Source organism: uncultured Tateyamaria sp., from assembly GCF_947488715.1.
GTDB lineage: Bacteria > Pseudomonadota > Alphaproteobacteria > Rhodobacterales > Rhodobacteraceae > Tateyamaria.
Map to the genome: position 1 here is coordinate 16,068 of NZ_CANLAG010000013.1, position 25,188 is coordinate 41,255.

General features: G+C 62.6%; 25 protein-coding genes. 12 read left to right on the plus strand and 13 right to left on the minus strand.

Going from position 1 to position 25,188, the window contains the following annotated elements:
* Positions 1–40: 40 nt before the first annotated feature.
* A complete protein-coding gene (locus Q0936_RS19550; RefSeq protein WP_299296205.1) occupies positions 41–664 on the minus strand; it encodes a hypothetical protein in 624 nt (207 codons plus the stop codon).
* Between the two features lie 96 nt (positions 665–760).
* On the opposite strand from Q0936_RS19550, the gene ubiE reads away from it, so the two are divergent.
* Positions 761–1,513 carry a bifunctional demethylmenaquinone methyltransferase/2-methoxy-6-polyprenyl-1,4-benzoquinol methylase UbiE gene (ubiE, locus tag Q0936_RS19555; RefSeq protein WP_299139918.1) on the plus strand — a complete coding sequence of 251 codons (753 nt, stop codon included), beginning with the start codon at positions 761–763 and terminating at the stop codon, positions 1,511–1,513.
* A gap of 94 nt (positions 1,514–1,607) precedes the next feature.
* Positions 1,608–3,140 carry a 2-polyprenylphenol 6-hydroxylase gene (gene ubiB, locus Q0936_RS19560; RefSeq protein WP_299296203.1) on the plus strand — a complete coding sequence of 511 codons (1,533 nt, stop codon included), beginning with the start codon at positions 1,608–1,610 and terminating at the stop codon, positions 3,138–3,140.
* A gap of 40 nt (positions 3,141–3,180) precedes the next feature.
* On the opposite strand, the gene Q0936_RS19565 is transcribed toward ubiB, so the two are convergent.
* Positions 3,181–4,362 carry an acetyl-CoA C-acyltransferase family protein gene (locus tag Q0936_RS19565; RefSeq protein ID WP_299296201.1) on the minus strand — a complete coding sequence of 394 codons (1,182 nt, stop codon included), beginning with the start codon at positions 4,360–4,362 and terminating at the stop codon, positions 3,181–3,183.
* Between the two features lie 95 nt (positions 4,363–4,457).
* Here Q0936_RS19565 and Q0936_RS19570 point away from each other — a divergent pair, with 95 nt between their 5' ends.
* The 3 genes from Q0936_RS19570 (at position 4,458) to tdh (ending at position 7,334) form a co-directional block, all read left to right on the plus strand.
* Complete coding sequence (locus tag Q0936_RS19570; RefSeq protein WP_299296199.1) at positions 4,458–5,018, plus strand: XRE family transcriptional regulator; 561 nt, start codon at positions 4,458–4,460, stop codon at positions 5,016–5,018.
* A 94-nt stretch (positions 5,019–5,112) separates the two neighbouring features.
* The gene (locus Q0936_RS19575; protein WP_299296197.1) at positions 5,113–6,297 is read left to right on the plus strand and encodes a glycine C-acetyltransferase; all 1,185 of its coding nucleotides are present in this window, start codon (positions 5,113–5,115) and stop codon (positions 6,295–6,297) included.
* Complete coding sequence (tdh, locus tag Q0936_RS19580; RefSeq protein WP_299296194.1) at positions 6,297–7,334, plus strand: L-threonine 3-dehydrogenase; 1,038 nt, start codon at positions 6,297–6,299, stop codon at positions 7,332–7,334. The genes Q0936_RS19575 and tdh overlap by 1 nt, the downstream gene beginning before the upstream one ends.
* 236 nt (positions 7,335–7,570) lie before the next feature.
* Here the strand turns inward: tdh and Q0936_RS19585 are convergent, their stop codons facing one another.
* The 4 genes from Q0936_RS19585 to Q0936_RS19600 form a co-directional block, all read right to left on the minus strand.
* Positions 7,571–8,299 carry a metallophosphoesterase family protein gene (locus Q0936_RS19585; RefSeq protein ID WP_299296192.1) on the minus strand — a complete coding sequence of 243 codons (729 nt, stop codon included), beginning with the start codon at positions 8,297–8,299 and terminating at the stop codon, positions 7,571–7,573.
* Positions 8,300–8,339: 40 nt separating this feature from the next.
* Positions 8,340–9,095, minus strand: coding sequence for a Stf0 family sulfotransferase (locus tag Q0936_RS19590; RefSeq protein ID WP_299296191.1), 756 nt, complete (start codon positions 9,093–9,095; stop codon positions 8,340–8,342).
* Positions 9,096–9,138: 43 nt separating this feature from the next.
* A complete protein-coding gene (gene serA, locus Q0936_RS19595) occupies positions 9,139–10,731 on the minus strand; it encodes a phosphoglycerate dehydrogenase (protein ID WP_299296189.1) in 1,593 nt (530 codons plus the stop codon).
* A gap of 66 nt (positions 10,732–10,797) precedes the next feature.
* On the minus strand, positions 10,798–11,940 hold the full coding sequence (locus Q0936_RS19600) for a phosphoserine transaminase (RefSeq protein WP_299296187.1): 1,143 nt from the start codon (positions 11,938–11,940) through the stop codon (positions 10,798–10,800).
* 159 nt (positions 11,941–12,099) lie between these two features.
* Here Q0936_RS19600 and serB point away from each other — a divergent pair, with 159 nt between their 5' ends.
* Positions 12,100–12,978: a phosphoserine phosphatase SerB gene (gene serB / locus Q0936_RS19605; protein WP_299296185.1), complete on the plus strand. Its 879-nt coding sequence runs from the start codon at positions 12,100–12,102 to the stop codon at positions 12,976–12,978.
* Between the two features lie 7 nt (positions 12,979–12,985).
* Here serB and Q0936_RS19610 read toward each other — a convergent pair whose 3' ends face one another.
* Positions 12,986–13,978 carry an asparaginase gene (locus Q0936_RS19610; RefSeq protein WP_299296182.1) on the minus strand — a complete coding sequence of 331 codons (993 nt, stop codon included), beginning with the start codon at positions 13,976–13,978 and terminating at the stop codon, positions 12,986–12,988.
* A gap of 176 nt (positions 13,979–14,154) precedes the next feature.
* Here Q0936_RS19610 and Q0936_RS19615 point away from each other — a divergent pair, with 176 nt between their 5' ends.
* From Q0936_RS19615 to Q0936_RS19630, 4 genes are all read left to right on the plus strand, one after another.
* Positions 14,155–14,685 carry an invasion associated locus B family protein gene (locus Q0936_RS19615; RefSeq protein WP_299139943.1) on the plus strand — a complete coding sequence of 177 codons (531 nt, stop codon included), beginning with the start codon at positions 14,155–14,157 and terminating at the stop codon, positions 14,683–14,685.
* Positions 14,686–14,888: 203 nt separating this feature from the next.
* Positions 14,889–16,064 (plus strand): 23S rRNA (adenine(2503)-C(2))-methyltransferase RlmN, encoded by a 1,176-nt coding sequence (gene rlmN, locus Q0936_RS19620; protein ID WP_299296179.1) that lies wholly within the window; start codon positions 14,889–14,891, stop codon positions 16,062–16,064.
* 79 nt (positions 16,065–16,143) lie between these two features.
* Positions 16,144–16,944: a hypothetical protein gene (locus tag Q0936_RS19625; protein ID WP_299296177.1), complete on the plus strand. Its 801-nt coding sequence runs from the start codon at positions 16,144–16,146 to the stop codon at positions 16,942–16,944.
* 113 nt (positions 16,945–17,057) lie between these two features.
* Positions 17,058–17,270, plus strand: coding sequence for a hypothetical protein (locus Q0936_RS19630; RefSeq protein ID WP_299139951.1), 213 nt, complete (start codon positions 17,058–17,060; stop codon positions 17,268–17,270).
* Here Q0936_RS19630 and Q0936_RS19635 read toward each other — a convergent pair whose 3' ends face one another.
* The 3 genes from Q0936_RS19635 to Q0936_RS19645 all read right to left on the minus strand — a co-directional run bounded on the left by Q0936_RS19635 (position 17,271) and on the right by Q0936_RS19645 (position 19,878).
* Complete coding sequence (locus Q0936_RS19635; RefSeq protein ID WP_299296175.1) at positions 17,271–18,047, minus strand: creatininase family protein; 777 nt, start codon at positions 18,045–18,047, stop codon at positions 17,271–17,273.
* Positions 18,044–18,964 (minus strand): 2-oxoglutarate and iron-dependent oxygenase domain-containing protein, encoded by a 921-nt coding sequence (locus Q0936_RS19640; RefSeq protein WP_299296173.1) that lies wholly within the window; start codon positions 18,962–18,964, stop codon positions 18,044–18,046. Before Q0936_RS19640 ends, Q0936_RS19635 begins: the two co-directional genes overlap by 4 nt.
* 71 nt (positions 18,965–19,035) lie before the next feature.
* The gene (locus Q0936_RS19645; RefSeq protein ID WP_299296171.1) at positions 19,036–19,878 is read right to left on the minus strand and encodes a TIGR00730 family Rossman fold protein; all 843 of its coding nucleotides are present in this window, start codon (positions 19,876–19,878) and stop codon (positions 19,036–19,038) included.
* 122 nt (positions 19,879–20,000) lie between these two features.
* Here Q0936_RS19645 and dapD point away from each other — a divergent pair, with 122 nt between their 5' ends.
* Complete coding sequence (gene dapD / locus Q0936_RS19650) at positions 20,001–20,828, plus strand: 2,3,4,5-tetrahydropyridine-2,6-dicarboxylate N-succinyltransferase (protein WP_299139962.1); 828 nt, start codon at positions 20,001–20,003, stop codon at positions 20,826–20,828.
* A 15-nt stretch (positions 20,829–20,843) separates the two neighbouring features.
* On the opposite strand, the gene Q0936_RS19655 is transcribed toward dapD, so the two are convergent.
* Positions 20,844–21,899 carry a transporter substrate-binding domain-containing protein gene (locus Q0936_RS19655; protein ID WP_299296170.1) on the minus strand — a complete coding sequence of 352 codons (1,056 nt, stop codon included), beginning with the start codon at positions 21,897–21,899 and terminating at the stop codon, positions 20,844–20,846.
* Positions 21,900–22,052: 153 nt separating this feature from the next.
* Between Q0936_RS19655 and Q0936_RS19660 the strand changes: the two genes are divergently transcribed.
* The gene (locus tag Q0936_RS19660; RefSeq protein WP_299296168.1) at positions 22,053–22,409 is read left to right on the plus strand and encodes a hypothetical protein; all 357 of its coding nucleotides are present in this window, start codon (positions 22,053–22,055) and stop codon (positions 22,407–22,409) included.
* On the opposite strand, the gene Q0936_RS19665 is transcribed toward Q0936_RS19660, so the two are convergent.
* Positions 22,406–23,482 carry a Hint domain-containing protein gene (locus Q0936_RS19665; RefSeq protein ID WP_299296165.1) on the minus strand — a complete coding sequence of 359 codons (1,077 nt, stop codon included), beginning with the start codon at positions 23,480–23,482 and terminating at the stop codon, positions 22,406–22,408. The genes Q0936_RS19660 and Q0936_RS19665 overlap by 4 nt on opposite strands.
* Entirely contained in the window at positions 23,479–25,080 is a 1,602-nt protein-coding gene (locus Q0936_RS19670; protein ID WP_299296163.1) for a Hint domain-containing protein, read from the minus strand. The genes Q0936_RS19665 and Q0936_RS19670 overlap by 4 nt, the downstream gene beginning before the upstream one ends.
* Between the last annotated feature and the right edge of the window lie 108 nt (positions 25,081–25,188).

The following is a 25,188-nucleotide window of genomic DNA, read 5'->3' on the forward strand; positions in this document are numbered from 1 at the left end:
GCAACCGCTCTGGGATAGGCCGCCGGGGCGCCGCATGCAATCAGTAGCCGTTGTCTTCCAACTGCTCGATCAGAAACGCCTTGAGCAGGTCATGCCCCTCAAGGAAACGCGGGATGCCAATGCGGCGCCCATCGTCAAAGTACAGCTTGTAGCCATCGCGTGTGTTCTTGGCGCTCGTCATCCGCGACAGATCAAAACGCCGCTGCATCAAGAGGCCGGATGTGCAGGTCATGTCGACCCCGTCCACAACCAAGCGGAACTTCCACATGTAGACCCCGCACCAGACGAGCATCCCGGCGATCAATAGATACATATCCAATGGCGTCTGTCCGGACAGGCCGGATGACAACTCGAGGTAGATCGCGAACCCGATCACAAAGGGCATCAAGGCAAGGTAGCCATACCGCCAACCCGCCGTCGCACGGAAAACGATCGCATCGCCCTCTTGCTGCGGCAGAGACCGCCCCACGGAAAAGATGGTGGCGATATTGTCCTCGGGATTGCCCACCGGCGAAAACGTCTCGATCCCCGCCTTGATCAGGCGAAAGATCAGGCTTTCGCCTTTGCGGATGTCCCGCTCACCGCCCAGATGCCCGCCGATGAACCGCTGCACCCGCGACATACCAAAGGAAACAAACACTAACAGGAGGATATAGCTAAGCATGGCCTGCGTCCTTTGCGCCGATTGACGATTTGTTTCTTGCCCCTCACCTATTTAAGGACAAATGAGACGATCAAGAGACGCAATTGGACCCTTTGCATGACTGAAGCGCCTGAGAAAAAGACCCATTTTGGGTTCACCGAAGTCCCCGAAGGCGAAAAGGCGGGCCGCGTGCAGGGCGTCTTTAACTCTGTTGCCTCCAAATATGACGTGATGAACGATGTGATGAGCGTCGGTATTCACCGCATCTGGAAAGAGGCGATGATGGACTGGCTTGCGCCCCGTCCCGGTCAGAAACTGCTCGATGTGGCGGGCGGTACCGGCGACATCTCGTTCAAGTTTCTGAAACGTGCAGGCCACGGCCACGCGACCGTTCTGGACCTGACCGAACCCATGCTGGTCGAGGGCCGCAAACGTGCCGAGGCCGATCAGATGCAGGACAGCCTTGATTGGGTGGTTGGCGATGCGATGGCGCTGCCCTTCGACGACAACACCTTTGACGTCTACACGATCAGCTTTGGCATCCGAAACGTGACCCGCCCCCAAGAGGCCCTGAACGAAGCCTACCGCGTTCTGAAACCCGGCGGGCGTCTGATGGTGCTTGAGTTCTCGCAACTGCCCAATGATGGCATGCAAAAGCTTTATGACCTCTACAGTTTCAACGTGATCCCCCGCATGGGCCAGATGATCGCGGGTGACCGTGACAGCTATCAGTACCTGGTCGAAAGCATCCGCCAGTTCCCGGATCAAGAGACGTTTCTGGGCATGGTTCGCACGGCGGGCTTTGAGAATGCCAAGTACCGCAACATGACAATGGGTGTGGCGTGCCTGCACTCCGGGTGGAAAATCTGATGTTTTTTCAACACTTGGTGGTTAACCGGGCGTTAACCACAAGTGTCCCCGCGGGGACACGCCCCAAAACATTTGTCCCCGCGGGGACAGCGGCATGAGAGGCCCGCACAATATCATCCGCCTGATCCGCACAGGCGCGACGCTCGAACGGACGGGCGCGATGAATGTTGTCCTCGACGCGTTCGAGGCACCACCCGCCCTCCGCTTTGTCGCCAAGGCGCTAGGCAAACCGTTCCAGTGGCTGGGCTACAAGGGCGATCCGTCCATGCCCCCCGCCACCCGCGCGCTGACAGCACTCGGCCCCGCCTACATCAAGTTCGGACAGGTCCTGTCGACCCGCCCTGATGTCGTGGGTGATGAGCTCGCCGTGCAACTGCGCGTCCTGCAAGACAAGCTGCCCCCCTTCTCGATCGAAGAAGCCAAGGCCGAAGTGCAGCGCGAATTGGGTCAGCCCGCCGACGAAGTGTTCTCTGCCTTCAGCGAACCGGTTGCCGCCGCCTCCATCGCGCAGGTGCACAAGGCGACGCTGGCCGATGGCGGTGACCAGGTTGCGGTCAAGGTGCTGCGCCCCAACATCGAACGCGCCTTCAAAAAGGACGTCGACGCCTTCTACCTCGCCGCCCGCATCGTCGAAATCTTTGCCCCCGGCGCGCGCCGCTTGCGCCCGTTGGAAGTGATCGAACACTTCGACGGCGTCGTGCAGGGTGAGTTGGACTTGCGCCTCGAATCCTCTGCCGCGGGTGAGTTCGCCGCCAACACTGAAAAAGATGCCGGTTTCGCTCTGCCGAAAATCCGCTGGGAATACTCCGCCCGCCGCGTGATGACGCTCGAATGGGCGGACGGCGTACCCATGGGCGACAACGCCGCCATCGATGCAGCAGGCCACAACCGCATCGACCTCGGCGAACGGGTGCTGAAACTCTTTCTCCTGCACGCCCTGCGCGACGGTTACTTCCACGCCGACATGCACCAGGGCAACCTCAAGGTCGCGCCCAACGGGGACATCATCGCCTACGATTTCGGGATCATGGGCCACATCGATGAATACACCCGCCGCGTCTACGCCGAGATTCTGTTCGGCTTTATCCGCAAGGACTACAAACGCGTCGCCGAAGTCCACTTTGAGGCAGGCTATGTGCCCGCCGACAAGGATGTCGATGAATTCGCGCGCGCCCTGCGCGCCGTGGGCGAGCCGATCTTTGGCATGGACGCGTCCAAGATCTCCATGGGCCGCTTGCTGAACTACCTCTTCGAAGTCACCGAACGCTTCGGCATGGAAACCCGCACCGAACTGATACTGCTGCAACGCACCATGGTCGTCGTCGAGGGCGTCGCGCGCTCCCTCAACCCCAACATCAACATCTGGCAGGTCGCCTCACCGGTCGTCACCGACTACATCCAGAAATCCATCGGCCCCAAGGCCGTGATCACGGACCTCTACAAAACCGCGCGCGTGCTCACCCGCTTTGGCCCACGCCTGCCGCGCCTTGTCGAACAGGCCCTGATCGCCCAATCCAACCCGGCCCCGGAAAAACACCGCGGCTTTTGGCGCTGGATCATCCTCACGGGCATCATCGGCCTGGCCGCAGGCGGCGGGCTGACGCTCCTGATCGAAGCGTTCGCCTGACACCTTCATTGTTCTTCAAATATGCAAACGCAACGCCGCCTCAGGCGATGCGTTCGATCGCCAGGGCGATCCCCTGACCACCGCCAATACACATGGTGATCAACGCCTTGGACCCCTGGATTCGCTCCAACTCATAGAGCGCCTTGACCGTTATGATCGCACCGGTCGCCCCCACCGGATGGCCCAACGCAATTGCACCACCATTGGGGTTCACGCGCGCCGGATCAAAGCCCAGATCATTCGACACCGCCAGCGCCTGCGCGGCAAAGGCCTCGTTCGATTCCACCACGTCAAAGTCACCGGCAGACAACCCCGTCCGGTCCAGCAGGTTGCGCACCGCCGGGATCGGCCCGATCCCCATTACTTCGGGGCGCACCCCCGCATGGGCATAACCCAGAACACGGGCACGTGGCGTCAGGCCGGCCTTCTCTGCCGCGTCCGCCGTGGCCAGCACAATCGCGCCCGCACCATCATTGATGCCAGACGCATTGCCCGCCGTCACCGACCCGTCTTTCTGAAACACCGGACGCAACCCGCCCAGCGCATCGAGGCTTGTCGCCTTGGGGTGCTCATCCGTGGCGAACTGTAGGGTGTCGCGTTTCACGCGCACCTCGACCGGGGCGATCTGGCTGTCGAACCGCCCGTCCGCGATGGCGGCTGCAGCGCGCTCCTGGCTTTGCATCGCAAAGGCGTCCTGATCCGCGCGGCTGATCCCGTGCTCGGCGGCCACGTTCTCTGCCGTCACCCCCATATGACCTGTGCCAAACGGACAGTTCAGCGCGCCCAGCATCATGTCGAGCGTGCGCACATCGCCCATCTTGGCGCCCCAGCGCTGGTCGGGAATGATAAAGGGCGAGCGCGACATGTTCTCGGCCCCGCCTGCCAGGCCAAAGTCGGCATCGCCCAGCATCAGAGACTGAATCACGCTCACAATCGCCTGAACGCCCGACCCGCACAGACGGTTCACATTCATCGCCGGTGTCGTGTCCGGCACACCCGCCTGCATCGCCGCCACGCGGGACAGGTACATGTCGCGCGGTTCGGTGTTGATCACGTGACCAAAGGCGACGTGGCCGATCTGTCCGCCTTCGACCCCGGACCGTTCCAGCGCCGCCTTGGCCGCCACGGTGCCCAGGTCGATGGGGCTGGTCCCGGCCAGCGATCCGCCGAATGTACCAATGGCGGTGCGCGCGCCGTCGAGTATAACGATGTCTTGGGTCATGGTGCTTTCTCCCTTTGGTCCGATATGGCCGGGGGCGCGGGTAAAGTCAGCCCCATGGCTTGACTTCGACGCAACGGCACGGGCATCTCTCCGTCATGACGGATGAAACAGACGCAATCTTGTCCCTGCTGCCCGCCCGCCTCAAGGAGGCACGGCGCGCGCAGGGTCTGTCGCTGGACGCGGTGGCCAAGCTGTCCGGTGTGAGCCGGTCCATGGTCAGCCAGATCGAGCGCGGCGAATCCTCGCCCACCATCGCGACGCTGTGGAACCTGACCCGCGCCTTGCAGGTGGATTTCGCGGGCCTACTGGACGAGGCCGCGGTTGAACGGATCGAGGTGCTGCGCACGGGTGATGTGCCGAACATCGAGAACCGGGGCGCGGGCTGCACCATCCGCATTCTCAGCCCGCCCGAAGATGCCGGGCGGCACGAGGTGTACGAGCTGCGGTTTATCGCTGGCGGCGCGCTGGACAGCCAACCCCACAGGCGCGGCGCGCGCGAGCATCTGACCGTGATCGAAGGCGCCTTGCAGGTCCAAAGCGGTGCGGCATCCGAGACCATAGGACCCGGTGACACCGCACGATACGCGGCGGATGTCGCGCACCGGATTGCGGCCGATGCACCTGCGCGGGCGTTTCTGGTGGTACAGGACGCATAAATCCGATTTCACGGATTTTTGTCCGATATTATGAAATCCTGTATTTCGGAATCTTATCCGACATGTTAGATACTCCGATCGAAGGAGCCCTGACATGACCCAAGCGTTTTTGACCGATGTTGCCGACACCCTCGCCCGGATCGAGGCCGATGGGATGATGAAACGCGAGCGCATGATCACCTCGCCCCAGGGCGGGCGGATCGATGTGGGTGACCGCGCGGTTCTGAACCTGTGTGCGAACAATTACCTCGGGTTGGCGGATCACCCCGATCTGGTGGCGGCGGCGCGCGGTGCGATGGACAGCCACGGGTTTGGCATGGCGAGCGTGCGGTTCATCTGCGGGACGCAGGACCTGCACCGCGAACTGGAGCAACGGCTGGCGCGGTTTCTGGGCAAGGACGATTCGATCCTCTTTGCCGCGTGTTTTGATGCGAATGGTGGGCTGTTCGAGCCGCTGTTCGGCCCCGAGGATGCGATTGTATCGGACGCGCTGAACCATGCGTCGATCATTGATGGCATCCGGCTGTGCAAGGCCAAGCGGTACCGCTATGCCAACTCCGATATGGCCGATCTGGAGGGGCAATTGCAGCTGGCCCGCGACGAGGGCGCGCGGCATGTGGTGATTGCGACGGACGGAGTTTTCTCCATGGATGGTTATCTGGCAAAGCTGCCTGAAATCAATGCGTTGGCGCAGAAATACGACGCACTTGTGATGGTGGATGATTGTCACGCCACGGGGTTCATGGGGCCGAAGGGCGCGGGCACCCCGGCCCACGCGGGTGTCGAGGTTGATCTGCTGACGGGCACGCTGGGCAAGGCGCTGGGCGGATCCATTGGCGGCTATATCGCGGGGCCGCAGCCCGTGATCGACCTGCTGCGCCAGCGCGCGCGGCCGTATCTTTTTTCCAACTCCTTGCCGCCCGCGATTGTGGCGGCGGGGATCGAGGCGATCCGGCTGGTCGAAGAGGGCGACGCCCTGCGTGCGCAGCTGTTCGACAACGCCGCCTATTGGCGTGCCGGGCTGACCGCGCTGGGGTTTGAACTGCTGCCCGGTGAGCATCCGATCATCCCCGTCATGCTGGGTGAGGCGCAGCTGGCGCAGGACATGGCCGCGCGGCTGTTTGACGAGGGTGTATATGTGTCCGGGTTCTTCTTTCCCGTGGTGCCGCGCGGGCAGGCGCGGATCAGGACGCAGATGAATGCGGCACTGACCCGTGCGGATCTGGACCGGGGGCTGGCGGCGTTCGAGACGGTCGGCACCGCGCTGGGGGTGATCTGATGCGGAACACGATGCTCGCGCTTGAGAAGACCCACGCACGCGAGGGGCTGTGGCAGGTGACGGCTCCGGTGCCGGAGATCGGCCCGGATGATGTGCTGATCCGGGTTAACAAGACCGGGATTTGCGGCACCGATATTCACATCTGGAACTGGGACGATTGGGCAGCCGATACCGTGCCGACACCGATGATCACCGGGCACGAGTTTGCCGGGGAGATCGTTGAAACAGGCTCAAACGTTGAGGGTTTGGCGTTGGGGCAGCGCTGTTCCGGCGAGGGGCATTTGATCGGCAAGACATCGCGCCAGAGCCGTGCGGGCAAGTTTCATCTGGACCCCGCCACGCGGGGGATCGGGGTGAATGAGCAGGGGGCCTTTGCTGAATACCTGCGCCTGCCTGCGTTCAACGTGGTGCCGTTGCCTGATGAGATCAGCGACGATATTGGCGCCATTCTGGACCCGCTGGGCAATGCGGTGCACACCGCCTTATCCTTTGATTTGATTGGAGAAGACGTGCTGATCACTGGGGCCGGGCCCATCGGGATCATGGCGGCGGCTGTGGCCCGGCATGTGGGTGCGCGCAATGTGGTGATCACGGATATCAACCCGGATCGTCTGGCGTTGGCAGCGCGTGTGGCGGACGTTGTGCCGGTCAATGTGGCCCAGGAAAACCTGGCCGATGTGATTCCGTGGCTGAAGATGACGCAAGGCTTTGACGTGGGTCTGGAGATGTCGGGCAATCAGGCCGCGCTGGATCAGATGGTCGAGGCGATGACCATGGGCGGGCGCATCGCGATGCTGGGGATTCCGCCGGGCAAGTCGCCGGTGGACTGGAGCCGGATCGTGTTCAAGGCGATCACGATCAAGGGCGTCTATGGCCGCGAGATTTTCGAGACCTGGTACAAGATGATCGCGATGTTGCAGAACGGGCTGGATGTGTCCGGTGTCATCACGCACAGGTTCAAGGCGTCGGAGTTCGAGGCCGGATTCGCCGCGATGAAATCGGGGTCGTCGGGCAAGGTTGTGCTGGATTGGACCTGAAGGGCGTGCGGTGCGTTAACCATGATCTTGCGCCGTAGGTGCGGGGCTGATCGTGCGTGGAAGTGTGCAGTTTGGCCGGGAAACTGTGCAGTTTTGATGCCGTATCCGGCGGGTGTTTCACGTCGATTTGGCGAAAACGTACAGTTTCGACCTGAAACCGCACGTTTTGCGAGCAGACGTCATAAATCACTGATTCTAAAGGTTAATCCGCGGCGGTATGTCGCGGATTGTTCGCGCTAGGGAAGGAGCGGCACGCGCCCCTCTGCCGTCAGGGTCCAGACCTTGCCCCCTTCGAACACGGCGGCGGTCAACGGCTTGCCATAGCCTGCGCCGGTGTCGAGGTTCACGCGGTTGCCGTAGTGCGTCGCCGCATCGACGGGCGTGTGGCCGTGCACGATCAGTTTGGGGTGCGGCCCGGTGTGATCGTGGAATTCCTTGCGGATCCAGAGCAGGTCTTCTTCGGTCTGGTCCTTGATCGCGACGCCGGGGCGGATGCCAGCGTGCACGAACATCAGGTCGCCGCGCACATGGGTCATCCGCAGATCACGGAGAAAGCTGAGGTGGCTGGCGGGAACGGCGGCCAGCGCGTCGGCCTGCACATCCTGTTCGCGCCTGCGCCCGCCCGCGTCGACGCCGTAGGACGCGAGTGTCGTGTCACCGCCAAGGCGCGGATGCAGCCAATACAGCTCGACCATCATGTAGGGGTCGTGGCGCAGCGGGTCGGACATGAACCAGTCGAACATGCGGTCATGGTTGCCCCTGAGGAACGTCCAGTTGCGCCCCGCATCGCGCCCGTCGATCAGCGTATCGATCACCGCGCGGCTGTCGGGGCCGCGGTCGGTGTAGTCGCCGAGAAAGACGACCTCCGCACCCGTCCCGCCATCGGTCTGGATCAGGTCCAGCACACGGTCCAGTTCGGCCTTTTGGCCGTGGATGTCGCCAATGGCATAGAGGGGGCTGGGCATAGGGGTACTCGGTTCTGGCTGCGGATGGGTAGGCAGACGCTTAGGCGAAATCGCCGCCTTTGGCGAGGACGTCGGCCCGGTAGCGCGCGGTCCAATTGTCGCTGGTGGCGTCGGCGAGTTTGCGGGTTGGGGGTGTGATGTCGTCCGCGATGTCCTGGTCGAGGCCCAGGTGGATGAGGATCATGCGCAGAGAAGTCTGCGGGTCGTCGACGAGCGTTTCGTAGGTGAGGGACCATGGCGTGATCCCGTGCGTCGAGAACCAGTTCAGCCAAGTGCGGTCAGACGCGGTAAAGGCGTTGATCTGAGCGGTGATGGCCTCCGCATCGTATCCGTCATCGCGGCTGGGCGTGATCCGTTCGAGGTCGGTGCCGTCAGCATTGCCGTGCCAGAGCCCGGTCTGTTCGGCGCGCAGGACCGAGATGGCCTGGGCCAGCTTGTCCGTGCGGCGGAGCCAGATGTAGCGGGTGGGTCCAAACGCGGCCTCGATCCGCTGGGGGTCGGTCGGGCCGTATTGCGCCAGCTTGTCCATAAGGAAAGCGCGGCTGTGATCCTGAAGGCGGATGCCGGTCAGACCGTGGGTGCCGGTCCCGTGCACGGCGGAGATTATGTCGGCGAGGGGAGCGTTATCCGGGAGGTCCATTCCACGGGCCCAACTGGAGATGTCGGGCCGGTGGAAATAGCTTTGTGGTGCACCTGCGACGCCCGTGGCGGCCAGCATTCCGCACAACATGGTGCTGCCTGAACGCGGGCTTGTGCACAGCATGTATGTGCGGGGTGCGGCCTGTAGGGTGCGCATTTACTGCGCACCTTTCGCTAGTGATGTGCCGCGAGGGCGCACCCTATGCCACATCGAATTCCAGCGGTTTGACCTGCGTGAACTGGCCTGTGCCTTCGAGCGTTTTGAGCACGTCCGCCGGGATCGGGTTGTCGACATAGAGAAGCGCGATGGCCTCGCCCCCGACGGCGGCACGGCCCAGGGTAAAGTTCGCGATGTTGACGCCGTTGTGGCCCATAGTGTTGCCCAAGAGGCCGATGATGCCCGGCACGTCCTCGTTCGTGGTGTAGAGCATGTGCGCGCCGATCTCGGCGTCGATGTTGATGCCCTTGATCTGGATAAAGCGCGGTTTGCCGTCCGAGAACACGGTGCCTGCGACCGACCGTTCGCGTTTGTCGGTCACAACTGTCACCTTGATATAGCCGTCGAAGGCACCGGATTTGTCCTGATTGGTGGTCGAGATCTGGATGCCGCGTTCCTTGGCGATGACGGGGGCGGAGACCATGTTTACGTCCGGGTTGGCGCGTTTCATGATGCCCGCGACCACGCCGCAGTTCAGCGCCTCGAGGTTCATTTCGGACACGACGCCGTCATAGAGGATGTTGATCGCCGTGATCGGCTCGTCCGTCATCTGGCCGATAAAGCTGCCCAGGTGGCCGGCGAGCTTGACCCAGGGGCCCATGACCTTGGCCTCTTCGGCCGTGACGGAGGGCATGTTGAGGGCGTTTTCGACCGCACCGGTGAGCAGGTAGTTGGCCATCTGCTCGGCCACTTGCAGGGCGACGTTTTCCTGCGCCTCGGTGGTGGCGGCGCCCAGGTGGGGTGTGACAACCACGTTGGGCAGGTTGAAGAGCGCGTTTTCCTTGGCGGGTTCTTCGGCGAAGACGTCAAAGGCGGCACCGGCGACGTGGCCGGATTTGAGTGCTTCGGCAAGTGCTGCTTCGTCCACGAGGCCGCCGCGGGCGCAGTTGATGATGCGCACACCGGGTTTCATCATCGCGATGCGTTCGGCGGTGATCATGTTGGCGGTCTGTTCGGTCTTGGGGACGTGCAGGGTGATGAAGTCGGCGCGCTTGATCAGGTCGTCGAGTTCGACCTTTTCCACGCCCATCTTGTCGGCCTTTTCCTCGCCCAGGAAGGGGTCAAAGGCCAGCACTTTCATCTTGAGGCCGCGGGCGCGGTCGCAGACGATGCCGCCGATATTGCCCGCACCGATGACGCCCAGCGTCTTGCCGGTCAATTCGGTGCCCATGAACTTGGACTTTTCCCACTTGCCCGCGTGGGTGGAGGAGGAGGCCTCGGGGATTTGGCGGGCGACGGCGAACATCATGGCGATGGCGTGTTCGGCGGTGGTGATCATATTGCCGAAGGGCGTATTCATGACGATCACGCCTTTTTTGCTGGCGGCGTCCTTGTCGATGTTGTCGGTGCCGATGCCTGCGCGGCCGATGACCTTGAGGTTGGTGGCGTTCTTGAGGATCGTCGGGGTCACGCGTGTGGCGGAACGGATGGCGAGGCCGTCATATTGGCCGATTACTTCGGCCAGCTTGTCCTTGTCCTTGCCAAGATCGGGTTCGAAGTCGACCTCGATGCCGCGGTCGCGGAAGATCTGAACGGCGGCTTCGGAGAGTTTGTCGGAGATGAGTACTTTGGGCATTTTCTTGTCCTTGCGGGTGGCGGGGTGAACCCCGCCCTACGGATGAAAAGAGGGGTAGGGCGGGCTTCAGCCCGCCGCGATTTCGGCCTCGAAGGCGTGGGCGAGCCAGGGGAGCATCGCCTGGATGTCCGATGTTTCCACCGTCCCGCCGCACCAGATGCGCAGGCCCGGAGGGGCGTCGCGGTAGGCGCCGATGTCGAGCGCCACGTTTTCATCCGCGAGCCGTTTGGCCACGGCCTTGGCGAATGCCGCGCCGTCGGTGATCCGGTCGTCGGTAAACTTGAGGCAGACGGATGTTGTAGACCGTGTCGCAGGATCAACGGCGAGGTTGTCGATCCAGTCGTGCGCGTCGCAGAAATCCCAGATCGCCTGCGCATTGGCATCTGCACGGGCGATGAGGCCCTTGAGCCCGCCCACGTTGCGCGCCCAGTTCAGCGAGAACAGGTAATCCTCAACCGCCAGCATCGAGGGCGTGTTGATCGTTTCGCCGACAAAGATCCCTTCGATCAGCTTGCCGCCCTTGGTCAGGCGGAAGATTTTGGGCAGGGGCCATGCGGGCGTGTAGTTTTCCAGCCGTTCCACCGCGCGGGGCGACAGGATCAGCATGCCGTGCGCCGCCTCGCCGCCCAGCACCTTTTGCCAGCTGAAGGTCGTCACATCCAGCTTGTCCCAGGGCAAGTCCATGGCAAAGGCGGCAGAGGTCGCATCGCAGAGCGTCAGCCCTGCGCGGTCGGCGGGGATCGCGTCGCCGTTTGCCATGCGCACGCCGGAGGTGGTGCCGTTCCAGGTAAAGCAGACATCGTTGTCGTAGTTCAGGGCGGCCATATCCACGATCTCGCCATAGGCGGCGGTGTGGACGGTGTGTTCGATTTTCAGCTGTTTGGCCACGTCGGTGACCCAGCCTGCGCCAAAGCTTTCCCAGGCGACCATGTCGGCGTGGCGTTCGCCCAAGAGCGACCACATCGCCATCTCATAGGCGCCGGTGTCGGAGGCGGGCACAATGCCGATGCGGTAGTCGGCGGGCACGCCGAGGATGTCGCGGGTGTCTTCGATGGCCTGCTTGAGCTTGGCCTTGCCCACAGCCGCACGGTGCGAGCGGCCAAGGGGCGCATCAGCCAGAGCGGTCAGATTGTGGGTGGGGGGTTTGGCACAGGGGCCAGAGGAAAAACGCGGATTGGCCGGCCGCGTCGCCGGTTGTGTCATAGCCATGTCTGCTATCCTTACAGATAATCGCCCTTCGTTGGGGAAGGGTGTCCCACCGCCGGATGTATGGAGGTTGGTGGGGTGGTGCAACCGGGAAAGCAGAGCTATAGCGCCGCTTGAACATTAAATTGCGACATCTGCGTCGCCTATCGGAAACGACACCATATGTTTGTTTGCACGCTTTTGACCGACCCGTCGAACCCGGCGCTGGACCCCGCATTGATCGACAACCTGCGCAATGCGTGGGGCGGTGGCGATGTGCAGTGGTTGGCTGTGGATGAGGCAGCGGCCTTTGCGCTGGAGCGCGTTCCGGACAATCAGTGGGAGGTTTGGTCGGACCTGCAGGCGCTGGGCGTTGATTTGGTGGTTTTGCCCGCCGAAGGGCGGCGCAAAAAGATGCTGTTGGCGGATATGGACAGCACGATGATCCAGCAGGAGTGCATCGATGAGCTGGCCGATGTCGCCGGAGTGGGCGCGCGGGTCAAGGACATCACGGCGCGGGCCATGAACGGCGAGCTGGATTTCGAGGCGGCCATTCGTGAGCGGGTTGGATTGCTCGCCGATTTGCCGGAGGCGGTGATTGGGCAGGTGCTGGAGACGCGGATCACCTTGATGCCCGGTGGCCCTGCCTTGTTGGCGACGATGAAGGCGCATGGTGCCTATGCGGCGTTGGTGTCGGGCGGTTTCACCGCCTTTACCGCGGCTGTTGCGGCCAAGCTGGGGTTTGATGAGAACCGGGCCAACACGTTGGTGACCGACAATGGTGTTTTGACCGGTGAGGTGGGCGTGCCGATCCTGGGTCAGCAGGCCAAGGTGGATGCCTTGGAAGAGATCACGGCGCGCCTTGGGATTGCGCAGGCGGATGTTCTGGCCGTGGGGGACGGGGCCAATGATCTGGGCATGTTGGGTCGCGCAGGCATGGGCGTTGCGCTGCATGCCAAGCCTGCGGTTGCGGCGCAGTGTGATGTGCGTGTGAACTTTGGTGACCTGACGGCGCTGTTGTATTTGCAGGGCTATGCCAAGTCCGAGTTTGTGACGCCCTAGCGCGCCGTCACAGCAGGGTTGGCGCGGCGCGCAGTGCGCCGGTGGTCAGCCCATCCCAGTTCTGGATCGGGCCGTTGGTATAGGCCAGCGCCTCGGGATGATCGGGGTCAAGCGCGCCCAGTTTCACGAGGATTTGGGCAATGGCACATTCGCTGGCGCGGGTGGCGCCATCCGTGATCTTAAGTGCGACGCCAAGTTTCTGTTCGGGCAGCATGGCGACAAAGTACCCTTCGGCCCCTGTTTTGATCGCGGTGCCGTTGTTCATGGCCCGCATCAGGCGGGTGCAGGCGCGCCCTTCGCCTGCGACGAGGTCGGGGTGCAGCGCCATGGCATTGCGCAACTGGCCCTGGGGGCTGTCATTGTCGGCGCTGGCATAGCGGGCCATGGCGCGGGCCATGCCGTGCATTGTGGCGGCGTAGTTGGGGGCCGAGCAGCCGTCGACGCCGAAACCGGGGGAGGTTTCGCCGGTCATTTCTTCGAACGCCTCGAGGCAGGCGGTTTGGACCGGGTGGGCCGGATCGACATAGTCGGGGCCTGCGTCCAGATGTTTGCCCAGCGTCAGAAAGCCCGCGTGTTTGCCGGAACAGTTGTTGTGGATGCGGCAGGGCGCCTCATGCGCGCGGATCATCGCGTCACGCACATCGTCGTCGCGGGACACCTGCGGGCCGCAGCGGAAATCGTCGTCAACGCAGCCGATGTGGTCGAGCCATGCGCCGACCTTTTGGCTGTGGATAGCGGCCCCCTGATGCGAGGCGCAGGCCAGTGCCAGGTGTTCGGGTGTCAGCCCGTTTGCGGCGGCGGCACCGCTGCGCAGCAGGGGCAGCGCCTGGATCATCTTGGAGGATGAGCGGGGCAGGACCATGGCGTCGGGATTGCCCCAGGATTGCACGATTTGGCCGGTGTCATCGCAGATCACTGCGTGGCCCTGGTGCGCGCTTTCGAGGAAGGGGCCACGCCAGACTTCGGCCAATGTTACGGCTCCGTGGGCTGGATGCGTCATCTTTTCCCTCACTTCTGCGCGAAATCCCGCCAATTCGGGTTTCCTGCATCGCGCGTTTCGCGCTAATGTGCCACTTGTCGAGAAGAATTGCCGTCCTTGCAAGAGAATGCGCCGAAAATGGCGCGCCCGAGGTGCGGTGCAGGTGTTGAGGTTTGGACAGCTTGGAGGCTGTGACTATGGGAATGATCAAGAATTTCGTGGTGGGTTTGGGCGTATTGTCGCTGACCGCGGGCATGGGCCTTGCGCAGGAGCAGAGCACCAACCGTGTCGCGGCCAAGACCGACTGGAGCGTGTTCGTCGAGGACAACCCGACCGAGTGCTGGGGCGTGGCCACACCCAAGGAAACGGTGAACACCCGCGAGGGCCGCGTTGTGGCGGCGACCCGTGGGCAGATCCTGTTGATGGTGTTCTATCGTCCAAGCGCCGGGGCCAAGGGGCAGGTTGCCTTTACCGGCGGCTATCCGTTCCGGTCCGGGTCGACCGTGAACATCAACATCAGCGGCAACGAGTTCGAGCTGTTCACCGATGGTGAGTGGGCGTGGCCCGCAACCGTTGCGGATGACGCCAAGATCGTGACCGCCATGAAGCGTGGTGCGGAGGCCGTCGTTACCGGCATTTCCGGGCGCGGTACAACGACGACCGATACGTTTTCCTTGCTTGGGTTTACGGCTGCGGTTGAGGATGCCGAGGGCCGCTGCGGCGGCTGAGGCGTGATACCGGTGTGACTGTGCAGCAGGTCAGTGTCGCGACGCATTGAACCGTTGAGGGGGCCAGCCCCCGCCCTTCGGGCCCCCCGGAGTTTATTTGGCAAGATGAGGGGAGCGGTGGCGTTCCAATCGCCCGGCGAATCCTTTTGATTGTCGGCGGGTTTCCTATATAGGGGCGCATCACCCCAGGACTGGATACCGCTATGGCTGACGCGCCGATCACGCAGGATGTATTGACGATCCCCCGGAAATTGCCGGAGGGGCCTGTGAACCTTGTTGGTATGACCCGCGCGGCGATGCGGGAGGCGTTGATTGCGCAGGGCACGCCGGAGAAGCAGGCGAAGATGCGCGTGGGCCAGATCTGGCAGTGGATATACCAGTGGGGCGTGCGCGATTTCGCGGAGATGACGAACCTGTCCAAGGCGTATCGTGCGCAATTGGCTGAGACGTTTGTGATCGAGATCCCGGAAGTGGTGTCCAAGCAGGTCAGCACTGATGGCACCCGCAAGTGGCTGGTGCGGATTGCGGGGGGCCATGAGGTCGAGGTTGTCTACATCCCCGAGGAGGGGCGCGGGACGCTGTGCATTTCGTCTCAGGTCGGGTGCACGCTGACCTGTTCGTTCTGTCACACGGGCACGCAAAAGCTGGTGCGGAACCTGACCGCCGGAGAGATCATCGGTCAGGTCATGATGGCGCGCGACGATCTGGACGAGTGGCCGGTGCCCGGTGCGCCCAAGGACGAGACGCGGCTGTTGTCGAACATCGTGCTGATGGGCATGGGTGAGCCGCTCTATAATTTTGAGAACGTGCGCGACGCGATGAAGATCGCGATGGACGAGGAAGGCATTCAGCTGAGCCGTCGCCGCATCACCCTGTCCACCAGCGGTGTGGTGCCGGAGATCGAGCGCACGGCAAACGAGATTGGCTGCCAGTTGGCGGTGTCCTTCCACGCGACCACGGACGAGGTGCGCGACAAGCTGGTGCCGATCAACAAGCGCTGGAACATCGATGTGCTGCTGGAGGCGTTGCGCGCCTATCCGCGCGGGCGCAATTCGGAGCGTATCACCTTTGAATACGTGATGCTGGACGGGGTGAATGACAGCGATGCGGATGCGCATCGTCTGGTCAAGCTGATCGAGGGGATTCCCGCCAAGATCAACCTGATCCCGTTCAACGAATGGCCCGGCGCGCCCTACAAACGGTCGTCGAACAACCGCATCCGCGCCTTTGCCAACATTGTCTATCAGGCGGGCTATGCCAGCCCGATCCGCACGCCGCGGGGCGAGGACATCATGGCGGCCTGCGGGCAGCTGAAGTCGGCCACGGAACGGGCGCGGAAGTCGCGCAAGGAAATCGCAGCCGAGGCCGGCCTGAGCTAAATTTCCCACATAATTGTGGTTTGCGCGGCGGCGCTGGTTTTGTTTCCATGGTGGATATTGTCACCATGGGAATTGAACGATGAAACTTGGAAAACTGGAATTCGACCTTGAGCCGTTTGAGACGGGTGTGGGCGGCATGGGTGGCGGACACGTGCCGTTTTATCCGCGCACCGATCCGCGCTGGTTGGCGTCCTTTGCCCTGAGCCAGGAATCGCGTTGGACCGTTCTGGAATACGACTGCGTCAGCCAGACGGAAAAACGCCGCAAGATAGACGCGCAGGGCCGGTTGCAGATTGGTGCGGTTCTGGTGATTTACGGTACCGGGACCGCCACCAAACCGCCCACACGTCAGAGCAAGGTTGATCTGTTCAAGGCGCTGATTACTCAGTCCGGTTTGCAGAACGTGGCCAAGCTGGATGACGCGGTGAACACTGCTATTGGGTTGGACAGCATTGCGGTGCCGTTGGCCAAGATCAAAAGCCGGTATTCCAAGACGACGAGCTATCAGGTGGATGTGGACGTCGACATGGCCGCGTTTGAATTGAAACCCAAGGGCGTGAAGCTGCCGGGGGCTGTCTATCTGCTGGTGCCGATCCGGGCGCATTTTGACTCATTTTCACCGGGGGTCTGTGTGGATGGCACGTTCCATCCGTATCTCAATGGAAACGAGTTCTTTGAGGAGCAGACTGTCAATCTGAGCAAGGACCTGGGCAAGGACCTGCAAAAGGCCGAGCGGAAAAAGCGGAAGAAAGCGTTGGAAGAGCTGCTGAAGGAATTTGAGGGCGCGCTGGGCGACAAGCTGCAGGAGGCGCGGCGGGATCAGATCAAGGAAGACATTGAACGCATCCAGCGGGAGATCGAGGAGCTGTCGAAACGCTGAGACTGTTCCCAAGCGCGCCACAATTGGCCCCAATAATTTCCAGATCGTGAACGATTGATGCCACGCTGACCGGCAAATGTGCCTCCAGTCGAAATCCAACTGGAGTGGAAAACATGTCGATCTTTATTTCACAGGACCGTTTTGCCGAGGCGCAGGTTCTTGATCTTGTCAGCCGTGAGCGGGCCAAGGCGTTGTCGCGTCGCGAGTGGAAGCACCGTCTGGCGGGCTATGGGTATGGCATCCGTGAGACATCCGCCGGGGATGTTGTGGAAACGCTGCCGCATGGTGTGGCTGTGTGCACGTTGCCTGCGGCGCTGTCGGCCTGATCAATCGTCTGAAAAGAGCGGTGTGGATTTGACCCTGTAGAGCAGGTCGATGAACCCCGCGACCTGGTGCTGTGCCGTTGCGCGCCCCTTGTCCGCTGTGGCGAGGCTGGCATCGCCAACGACGCCTGCATCATTGAGGTCGGATGCGATCCAGCCATAGCTGATCGGTCCGATGGGCGAGAGTGCCGTTGTTTCCGCCGAGGAGCGGAAGTTGCGTGCCGCCGTCATGTCGACTGTGTCGGGGCGGAAGGCAAGCATGAGTGACGTTTCCACGTCGCCGCCGTGGAGGCCGTAGGTGTCTTCGGCTGATGAATAGAGGCCATCGGGCGCGCCAAAGCTGCCCCATTGGCATTTGACGGCCAGCATATTGGCCTGCACGCGCAATTCCCGCGCGAGGATCGAGATCAGGTCAAGGTTGCCGCCGTGGCTGTTGACGATGACGATCTTGCGGATGCCTGCCCGCGCCACCGACAGGCCCAGTTCCGTCCATGCCGCCAGCGCCGTTGTGGCCGTCAGGGTCAGGGTGCCCTGTGCCCAGAGATGTTCGTTGGATTTGCCGACCGCCTGTATGGGCAGGATGCGCACGTCCAGATCGTCGGGGCAGGTGGCGCGGAACGTGTCCAGCATGCCATCCGCGATCATCGTGTCGGTGCCCACGGGCAGGTGCGGCCCGTGCTGTTCAATGGCGGCGGTGGGCAGGATGGCGATGGTGTCCATCGGGGTGATGTCGGCAAATTCGTGGGCGCGGTGGTCGGCCCAGTCGAGGCGGCGGGTCATTGGAGATCCTTTGGGGCGTAGGTCGCGTCGAGGCGAGACATCAGGTAGTCCGCCGCGCGGATGGGCGCGTATTTGGGCGTGCCGGTGCCGGGCAGGGCCTGGACCACGGTGTCGGGGTTCGCCTCGATGAACATGGCGACGGACCGGCGGCGGCGTTTGGGCGGGATGACCCGGTGCGGGGTGGAGACGTAGATGTCGTTTGTCCAGCGCATCATGCAGTCGCCGATATTCACCACATAGGCGTCCGGCACGTGCGGTACGTCGATCCAGTCGCCGCCGCGGGGGCGGACCTGTAGGCCCGGTTCGCCGTCGGTCATCAGCAGGGTGATCGCGCCGTAGTCGGTGTGGGCGCCTGCGCCGATTTCGTTGTCAGCGCCGGTGCCGGGTGGATAGCTGAGCAGGCGCAGGGCGGAGAGCGGATCGTGGAAAGACGGGGTGAAGTGGTCCGAAGCCAGCCCCAGATCGCGGGCGATGACGCGCAGGAGGGAGATGCCCAGATTTTGCGCGGCGTCGTAGTAGGCGCGCATCGTTTCGGCAAAGCCCGGCAGGTCGGGCCATTGGTTCACCCCGCGAAAGGGTTCGCCCGCAACGACGCGGGGGTCGTCGGTGGGCAGGTCGAGGCCGATGTTGAAGGTCTCCTTGGTGTCGACCTGTGCGGTGGTCTCGTCGAGGCTTTCGTCGCCGGGTTTGGCCCAACCGCGAAAATGAGGGGTGTTGAGGATGGACACGCGCGCCTTGTCTTGCTGCGGCAGGGCAAAGAACGCATCGGCCTGTGCGAACACCTGAGCCCGCAGGGCGTCCGGCACCGTGTGGTTTTGCAGCACGAAGAACCCGGTGTCGCGGCAGGCGGTGCCGACGCGTTTGGCAAAGCCTGCGGGGTCGGCGGCGTTTTCGGACCAGTCGATCAGGGGAATCATACGCGGACCTTTGGCAAGGGGTGGACGGGCGATATGGTCCACCCTTGCCCCGCGTTTGGCAAGCGTCCGGATCAGCGGCCCGGCACGGCCCCGCGTTTTTCGGTGGGGCCCCAAGTGTCGATGATTTCGATCGCTTCCTCAGCGGTGTCGACAAAGCGGAAGAGGTCCAGATCGTCGGCCGAGATCGTGCCGGCATCCGACAGCGCATCCCAGTTGATGATGCTTTCCCAGAACGCACGGCCAAAGAGCAGGAAGGGGACACGCTCCATCCGCCCGGTCTGGATCAGGGTCAGGGCCTCGAACAATTCGTCCAGCGTGCCGAACCCGCCGGGAAAGACGCTGATGGCGCGGGCGCGCATGAGGAAGTGCATCTTGCGAATGGCGAAGTAGTGGAAATTGAAGCTGAGGTCGGGGGTGACATAGGCGTTGGGGGCCTGTTCAAACGGCAGCACGATGTTGAGCCCGATGGACGCGCCGCCCGCGTCGACCGCGCCGCGGTTGCCCGCCTCCATCACGCCGGGGCCGCCGCCGGTGACGACGACGTTTTCGGTGCCGCCACTGGCGATGGATTTTTCCGTCATCAGGCGGGCGAATGTGCGCGCCTCGTCATAGTAGTGCGACAGGTCGGCCAGCGTTTTGGTGCGGGCCGTTTCCTTGTGTTCCGGGTCGGGGATACGCGCGCCGCCAAAGAGGACGATGGTGGATTTGATCCCCGCCTCGTTCATCAGCATCTCGGGCTTGAGCAATTCCAGTTGCAGCCGCACGGGCCGCAATTCGTCCCGGCAGAGGAATTCGTCATCGGCAAAGGCCAGCGCGTAGGCGGGCGACCGGGTCTGGGGCGTGTCTGGCACGCCTTCGGCGGCTTTGCGGTCCGTGTGTGCATCGCGAAACGGGCTGCGGTGATCGTCTTTCATTTACTCGTGCTCCCTGAGGCTTAGGTAAGGGGTAACGCGGCCTGCGCGGCTTGCCCAGATGTGATTGCATGGGCGCACGTATTGTTGTCTAAGCGCGTCGATCATTTTGGAGGGACCACGGCATGTCCAATGCACAGCTTGAAACGGCCATCGAAGCAGCCTGGGAGGCGCGCGACACCATCACGCCCGCCACGACAGGCGAGACGCGCGAGGCCATCGAAGACACGCTGAACGCGCTGGACAGTGGCAAGCTGCGCGTGGCCGAAAAGCAGGACAGCGGCGACTGGCACGTGAACCAGTGGGCCAAGAAGGCCGTGTTGCTGGGGTTCCGCATCAAGGACATGGAACAGCAGGACGGTGGCCCGCAGGGCGGCGGCTGGTGGGACAAGGTCGACAGCAAGTTCAAGGGCTGGGGCGACGACCAGTGGAAAGAGGCCGGTTTCCGGGCCGTGCCCAACTGTGTGGTCCGCAAGTCGGCTTTCATCGCACCGGGCGTGGTGCTGATGCCGTCGTTCGTGAACCTTGGCGCCTATGTGGACGAAGGCACGATGGTTGATACGTGGGCCACGGTTGGGTCCTGTGCGCAGATCGGCAAGAACGTGCACCTCAGCGGTGGCGTGGGTATTGGCGGCGTGCTGGAGCCGATGCAGGCGGGTCCGACCATCATCGAGGACAACTGTTTCATCGGGGCGCGGTCCGAAGTCGTTGAAGGCTGCATCGTGCGCGAAGGGTCTGTGTTGGGCATGGGTGTGTTCATTGGCCAGTCGACCAAGATCGTGGACCGCGAAACCGGCACAGTGATGTACGGCGAAGTGCCCAGCGGGTCGGTTGTCGTGGCCGGGTCCATGCCGTCGAAGAACGGTGTGAACCTTTATTGCGCGGTGATCGTCAAGCGCGTGGACGAGCGCACCCGGTCCAAGACGTCGATCAACGAGCTGTTGCGCGACTAAGGCGGTGGGGCGCGGTCAGCGCCCTGCCTCGAACCATTTCAGATAGAGTTCGTCATACTGGCCCGATTCCTGCAACCGCAGCAGGGCCACGTTGATCTGTTCACGCAGGGCGCTGCCCTGGGGCAGGGCGATGCCGTAATCCTCGGGGCGGAACACCCGGTCCACCAGCCGCGCCTGTCCGCGCCCTTCGTTTGCGACGTAGTAGGCCAAGAGCGGGCTGTCGAAGACGATGGCGTCCAGTTCGCCGTCCTCGAACGCCCAGAGCAGAGCCGAGAAATCAAAGAACGTCCGGTGTGGAATTTCGCGTTGTGCGAGGAATTCGCTGGAGGTCGAGCCGGTGGTGGTGGCAACCTCGCGCCCTTCGAGGTCACTGATGCTGTCGATCTGATCGCCCAGTGCGCGCACGGTCATCACCGTGGTGATATTGGCCACAAAGAACGACACGATGAACAGGCTGGAGATCACCATCAGCACGGCAAAGAGCCGCCCGAGGCCTGAGCGCGGCACGTTCTGTTCAAAGCCGCCGTTCACCACAAGGTTCAGCGCGTACCAGAAGGCAGGAAACATCGCCTCGCCTGCGCCGCGGTCGAAATAGGGCTGTTTGTTGCGTTCGAACACCCACATCAGCATGCCCATCCCCATGAGCAGACCCAGAGCCACCAGCAGGGCAATGCCCAGTTCGCGGTTCAGGATTGCGCCCAGGAGGCTGGGCGCGTTGTCGTCCACGGGGATCATGATCTGCAGGCCGCTGCGAAAGATCGGCAGGGAGAAATCCATGACCGCCTCGCGTGCGCCGGTGATCGAGATGTTGGCGATGGCCCCGTCGACTGCGCTTGTTTCCACATCGTTCAGCATCTCGGTGAAACCGGTTTTCATCTCGAATTCCACCTCTGCGCCGATCTCGCGGCCGATGGTGCGCATCAGGTCCACACTGAACCCGTCGATGCCGTTCGGTGTATTGAAGGCAAAGGGCGGGCGTTCCACCGTCGAAAACGTGAGCAATGTGGACTGTGCGATGGCTGGCACCGTCAGCGTGACAAAGCAGAGGATGGAAAACAGCAAGGTGCGCATGTGAGACGTCCTGACGACCATATCGCAGTGTGGACTAGGCCAGATGTAGCGTGCATCCAAGTCACCTTTGAGTTTGAGCCATAGTTTGGGCTGCACTGCTTCTTTTTCGGCACAGCGCGTTGTATGGCAGGTTCGAATGCGGGAGTATGCGCAATGGCACAGGCGAAATCGGACAAGAAGACACCCAAAAAACCGCAACAGGTGTACACCCTGCTGGTTCAGATTGGGCGCAAGGACGGTGATGGTCTGCCTGATGGTGCCACTGGTGCCGCGCTGATGTGCTTTTCCAGCGGTGTGGATGAGGCGGAAGCCGTGCGCGAGACGGTTGCCCTGCTGAAACAGGCGGACACGGCACCGTTGGACGTGACGGGTTACGGGACGTTGGCCGAGCGCGAGGCCGAAGGTCACGAGATCAGCGATGATGAGCGTGCGTTGATGCAGCGCGCGTCGGATGAGAACGCGGTCATCGTGGCGCAGGTCACGCCGTTCTTCGGAGACGAGGACGCTTAGGCGGCGCGTTGGTCGATCAGGGTGATCGCCTCGAACGGGTCCAGCACCTGATGGATCGGGCGGGCATGTTCGGGCAGCAGCCTGCTGGGGACATTGGCCAGAATACTGGCACCAAGCCGCGCCTTGTGCCGCCGTATGCGCCCGATATAGAGACTTTCCAGCGCACAACCGGCGGCAACGATCACCTCGTGACCGGGCAGAACCAGTTGCACATAGTCTGCCACATTCGCGGGTGCTGACCATGTGGCGGCAAAGCCGTTGACGAGGTGCCGCGCGGGGACCAGCACGGCCTCTTGGCCAAAGATGTATTCCACCTCGGAGCCTTGCAGGACCAGCCGTTGTTCGGGTGCCACGACGATATCACGGGTCAGGCCAAAGTAGGGCGCATGCAGGCGCACCGGTGCGAAACTGCCACGTGCGGGGACGCTGGTGCGGACGGTGTGCAGCACGGGAACGATGTCGCCGGTATTTGTCAGAACGGTATCACCGCGCTGGAGCGTTTTGGCGGGGCGGTATCCGCCGGGTGTGGCAATCGGGGTTTCGGGGTGCAGTGTCGGCATTGGTCCCACGGGTGCGATGTCTGTGGCGACGGCGCCAAAGATCACCTCTTTGGACAGGGTGCGCGCGGCGTGGTTCAGCATGAGGCCTCGCAGGTCGTCCGTTCGTTGGGGGCGGGGGGCGTGGACCTGATTGGTGACAACGCGCGCGCGCTCGGGCTGTTCGAGAGCTAACCGGGCCCAACCGTTGGGCGTGTCCCAGGCATAGGTCACGCGCAAGGTGTGCGCACGGCCATCGCCGGTCCAGCGGATCGCCGCGTGGATGATGTCGTCGTGTTGGCGGTGCACCATCGCGATGCCACCGCCCGGAATGGCGCGAAAAACCAGTTCGCGCGCCCAGGGCACGTTTTCCGCAATCCCCAAGAGGTCATGCGGCCGCATATGCCCGGCCACTTGTGTCTCGAACATCAAAGTGCCGCGTTCCAACAGGGCCGCGACCGGGGCCGCGCCGCGTGGTTTGAACCCCTTGGGTGAAAACCGGCCGTCCAGGTGATCTGCCAGCCCGATCCAGTTCATGCGGCGGCCCGTGCTTTGCGCCAGAGGTCAGCCTCGTATCTGCGCAGAGTACGCCGCGCCGCCGGGCTGTAGCCATCGCCGGTCTGGGGATCGAGTTCCGGGAAGATGGCACAGATTTCGGCCACGATCTCGCGTTCAAAGCTCTTGGTTGTTTGCGGTCCGGGCAGGAAGCTCTCGGTGGCGAGGCCGCCGGAGAACACCACCTGGTGCTTGTCAAACATGAGGTGGACATAGGTCACGGTGCCGCCGACCTGCCGGGTGACAGAGCGGTCGTTGACCAGATCCTTGGCCGCCACGAGCACTTCGCGTTCGCCAAAGAGCAGTTCGGCGAGGCTGTCGCGGATCATGACGCGGTGCAGGGGCGATACCATCACATCCGCATGCGCCCCAAACGTGTTGGCGCGGATCAGGATGGGGGCGAAATCGGCTTCGGCGGCGACGGTGCGTGTGCCAACCCACCTGAGCGGTTGCGCGCCGTCGTCCTGGGTCATCACCAGATCGCCGCATTGCAGGTTTTCGACCGGGACATCGCCGTTGGCGGTGGCAATCATCGTTCCCGCCACGAAACAGGGGATCGAGGTCGCGTTGACAAAGCCGGTGTCGGTGTCGACGCCATCCGTCACGGTGTAGGTGAAGTTGAAGTCTTCTTCGTCGCCGTCACCGACGACGGTAAATTCGCCGTTCGGCCCAAGCGTGACCTGTTGCCCGGTTGGCAGGGTGATGGTGGTGCCGATGCCGGTGACGGGGTCATAGCTGACGGCCTGGCCGTTGATATGGGTGATGGTCAGCGTGGTGCCCGGTTGGCTGACATCGTTGTCGAGCACGTTGAACGACGTTGTCCCATCGGGGTAGACGTTCACGTCATCCGACAGCGCCACGAGGTTCGTCTGAACGCTGTCACCGGCGATGAGCAGGTTGGAGTCGTATTGGTTGTCGCTGACATCCGCGATGCCGATGCGGATCGAATTCACGACATTGGGCTGGACCACCATGGTCAGGGTCAGCGTGATCGTGAACCCGTCCATTTCGGTGTTGTAGTCGTCGTTCATATTGTCGACGAACATGTTGATGTTGTTGGTCGTGTTGATGTTGCCGGGGTCGGTGTCGCCGTTGCCCACGTCCATCTCGACGAACTGTCCGTTGACCCAGACGCCCACGAAATCCTGAAAGACCGAATTCTGGAATTCCGGGTATTCCTCGGAGCTGAAGACGAACTGCATCGTCATCACGTTGCCCGTCGGGATGAAATCCACATCCAGATAGGACGCGTCAAAGGTGCGCGCACCCGCAGCCGCGTTGAACTGGCTGTTGTTGTTCTGGCCGGACGTGTTGGTTGTTGTGCTGTTGGACTGGTTCGAGGACCCGGAGGAGTTGGTAAAATCCTCGACCTCGCCCGTGGACAGGATCACGCCCGTGTCGCTGGGCGTGACGCCGGGTGACACGCTGTCGCCGTTGGAATAGATGCCCGCGCTGTCGATGTCGCCGGTGTAGGAGGACGACACCACCTGTACCCCGTTGCCGAAGATGGCGTTTGCCATATCCGTCGCGTCCACGCCTTCGCGCACTGTTTGGATCGGAAGTTCCGATGCTGCTACCATAGTCTGCCCACCCCAAAGTTGACGGCAGAACGCAAGCAGCGCACGCGGTTCACCCACGTGTCTCGGTGTGCTGTTTTTTGCACTTTTACTGGCCGCGCGTTGGCGACC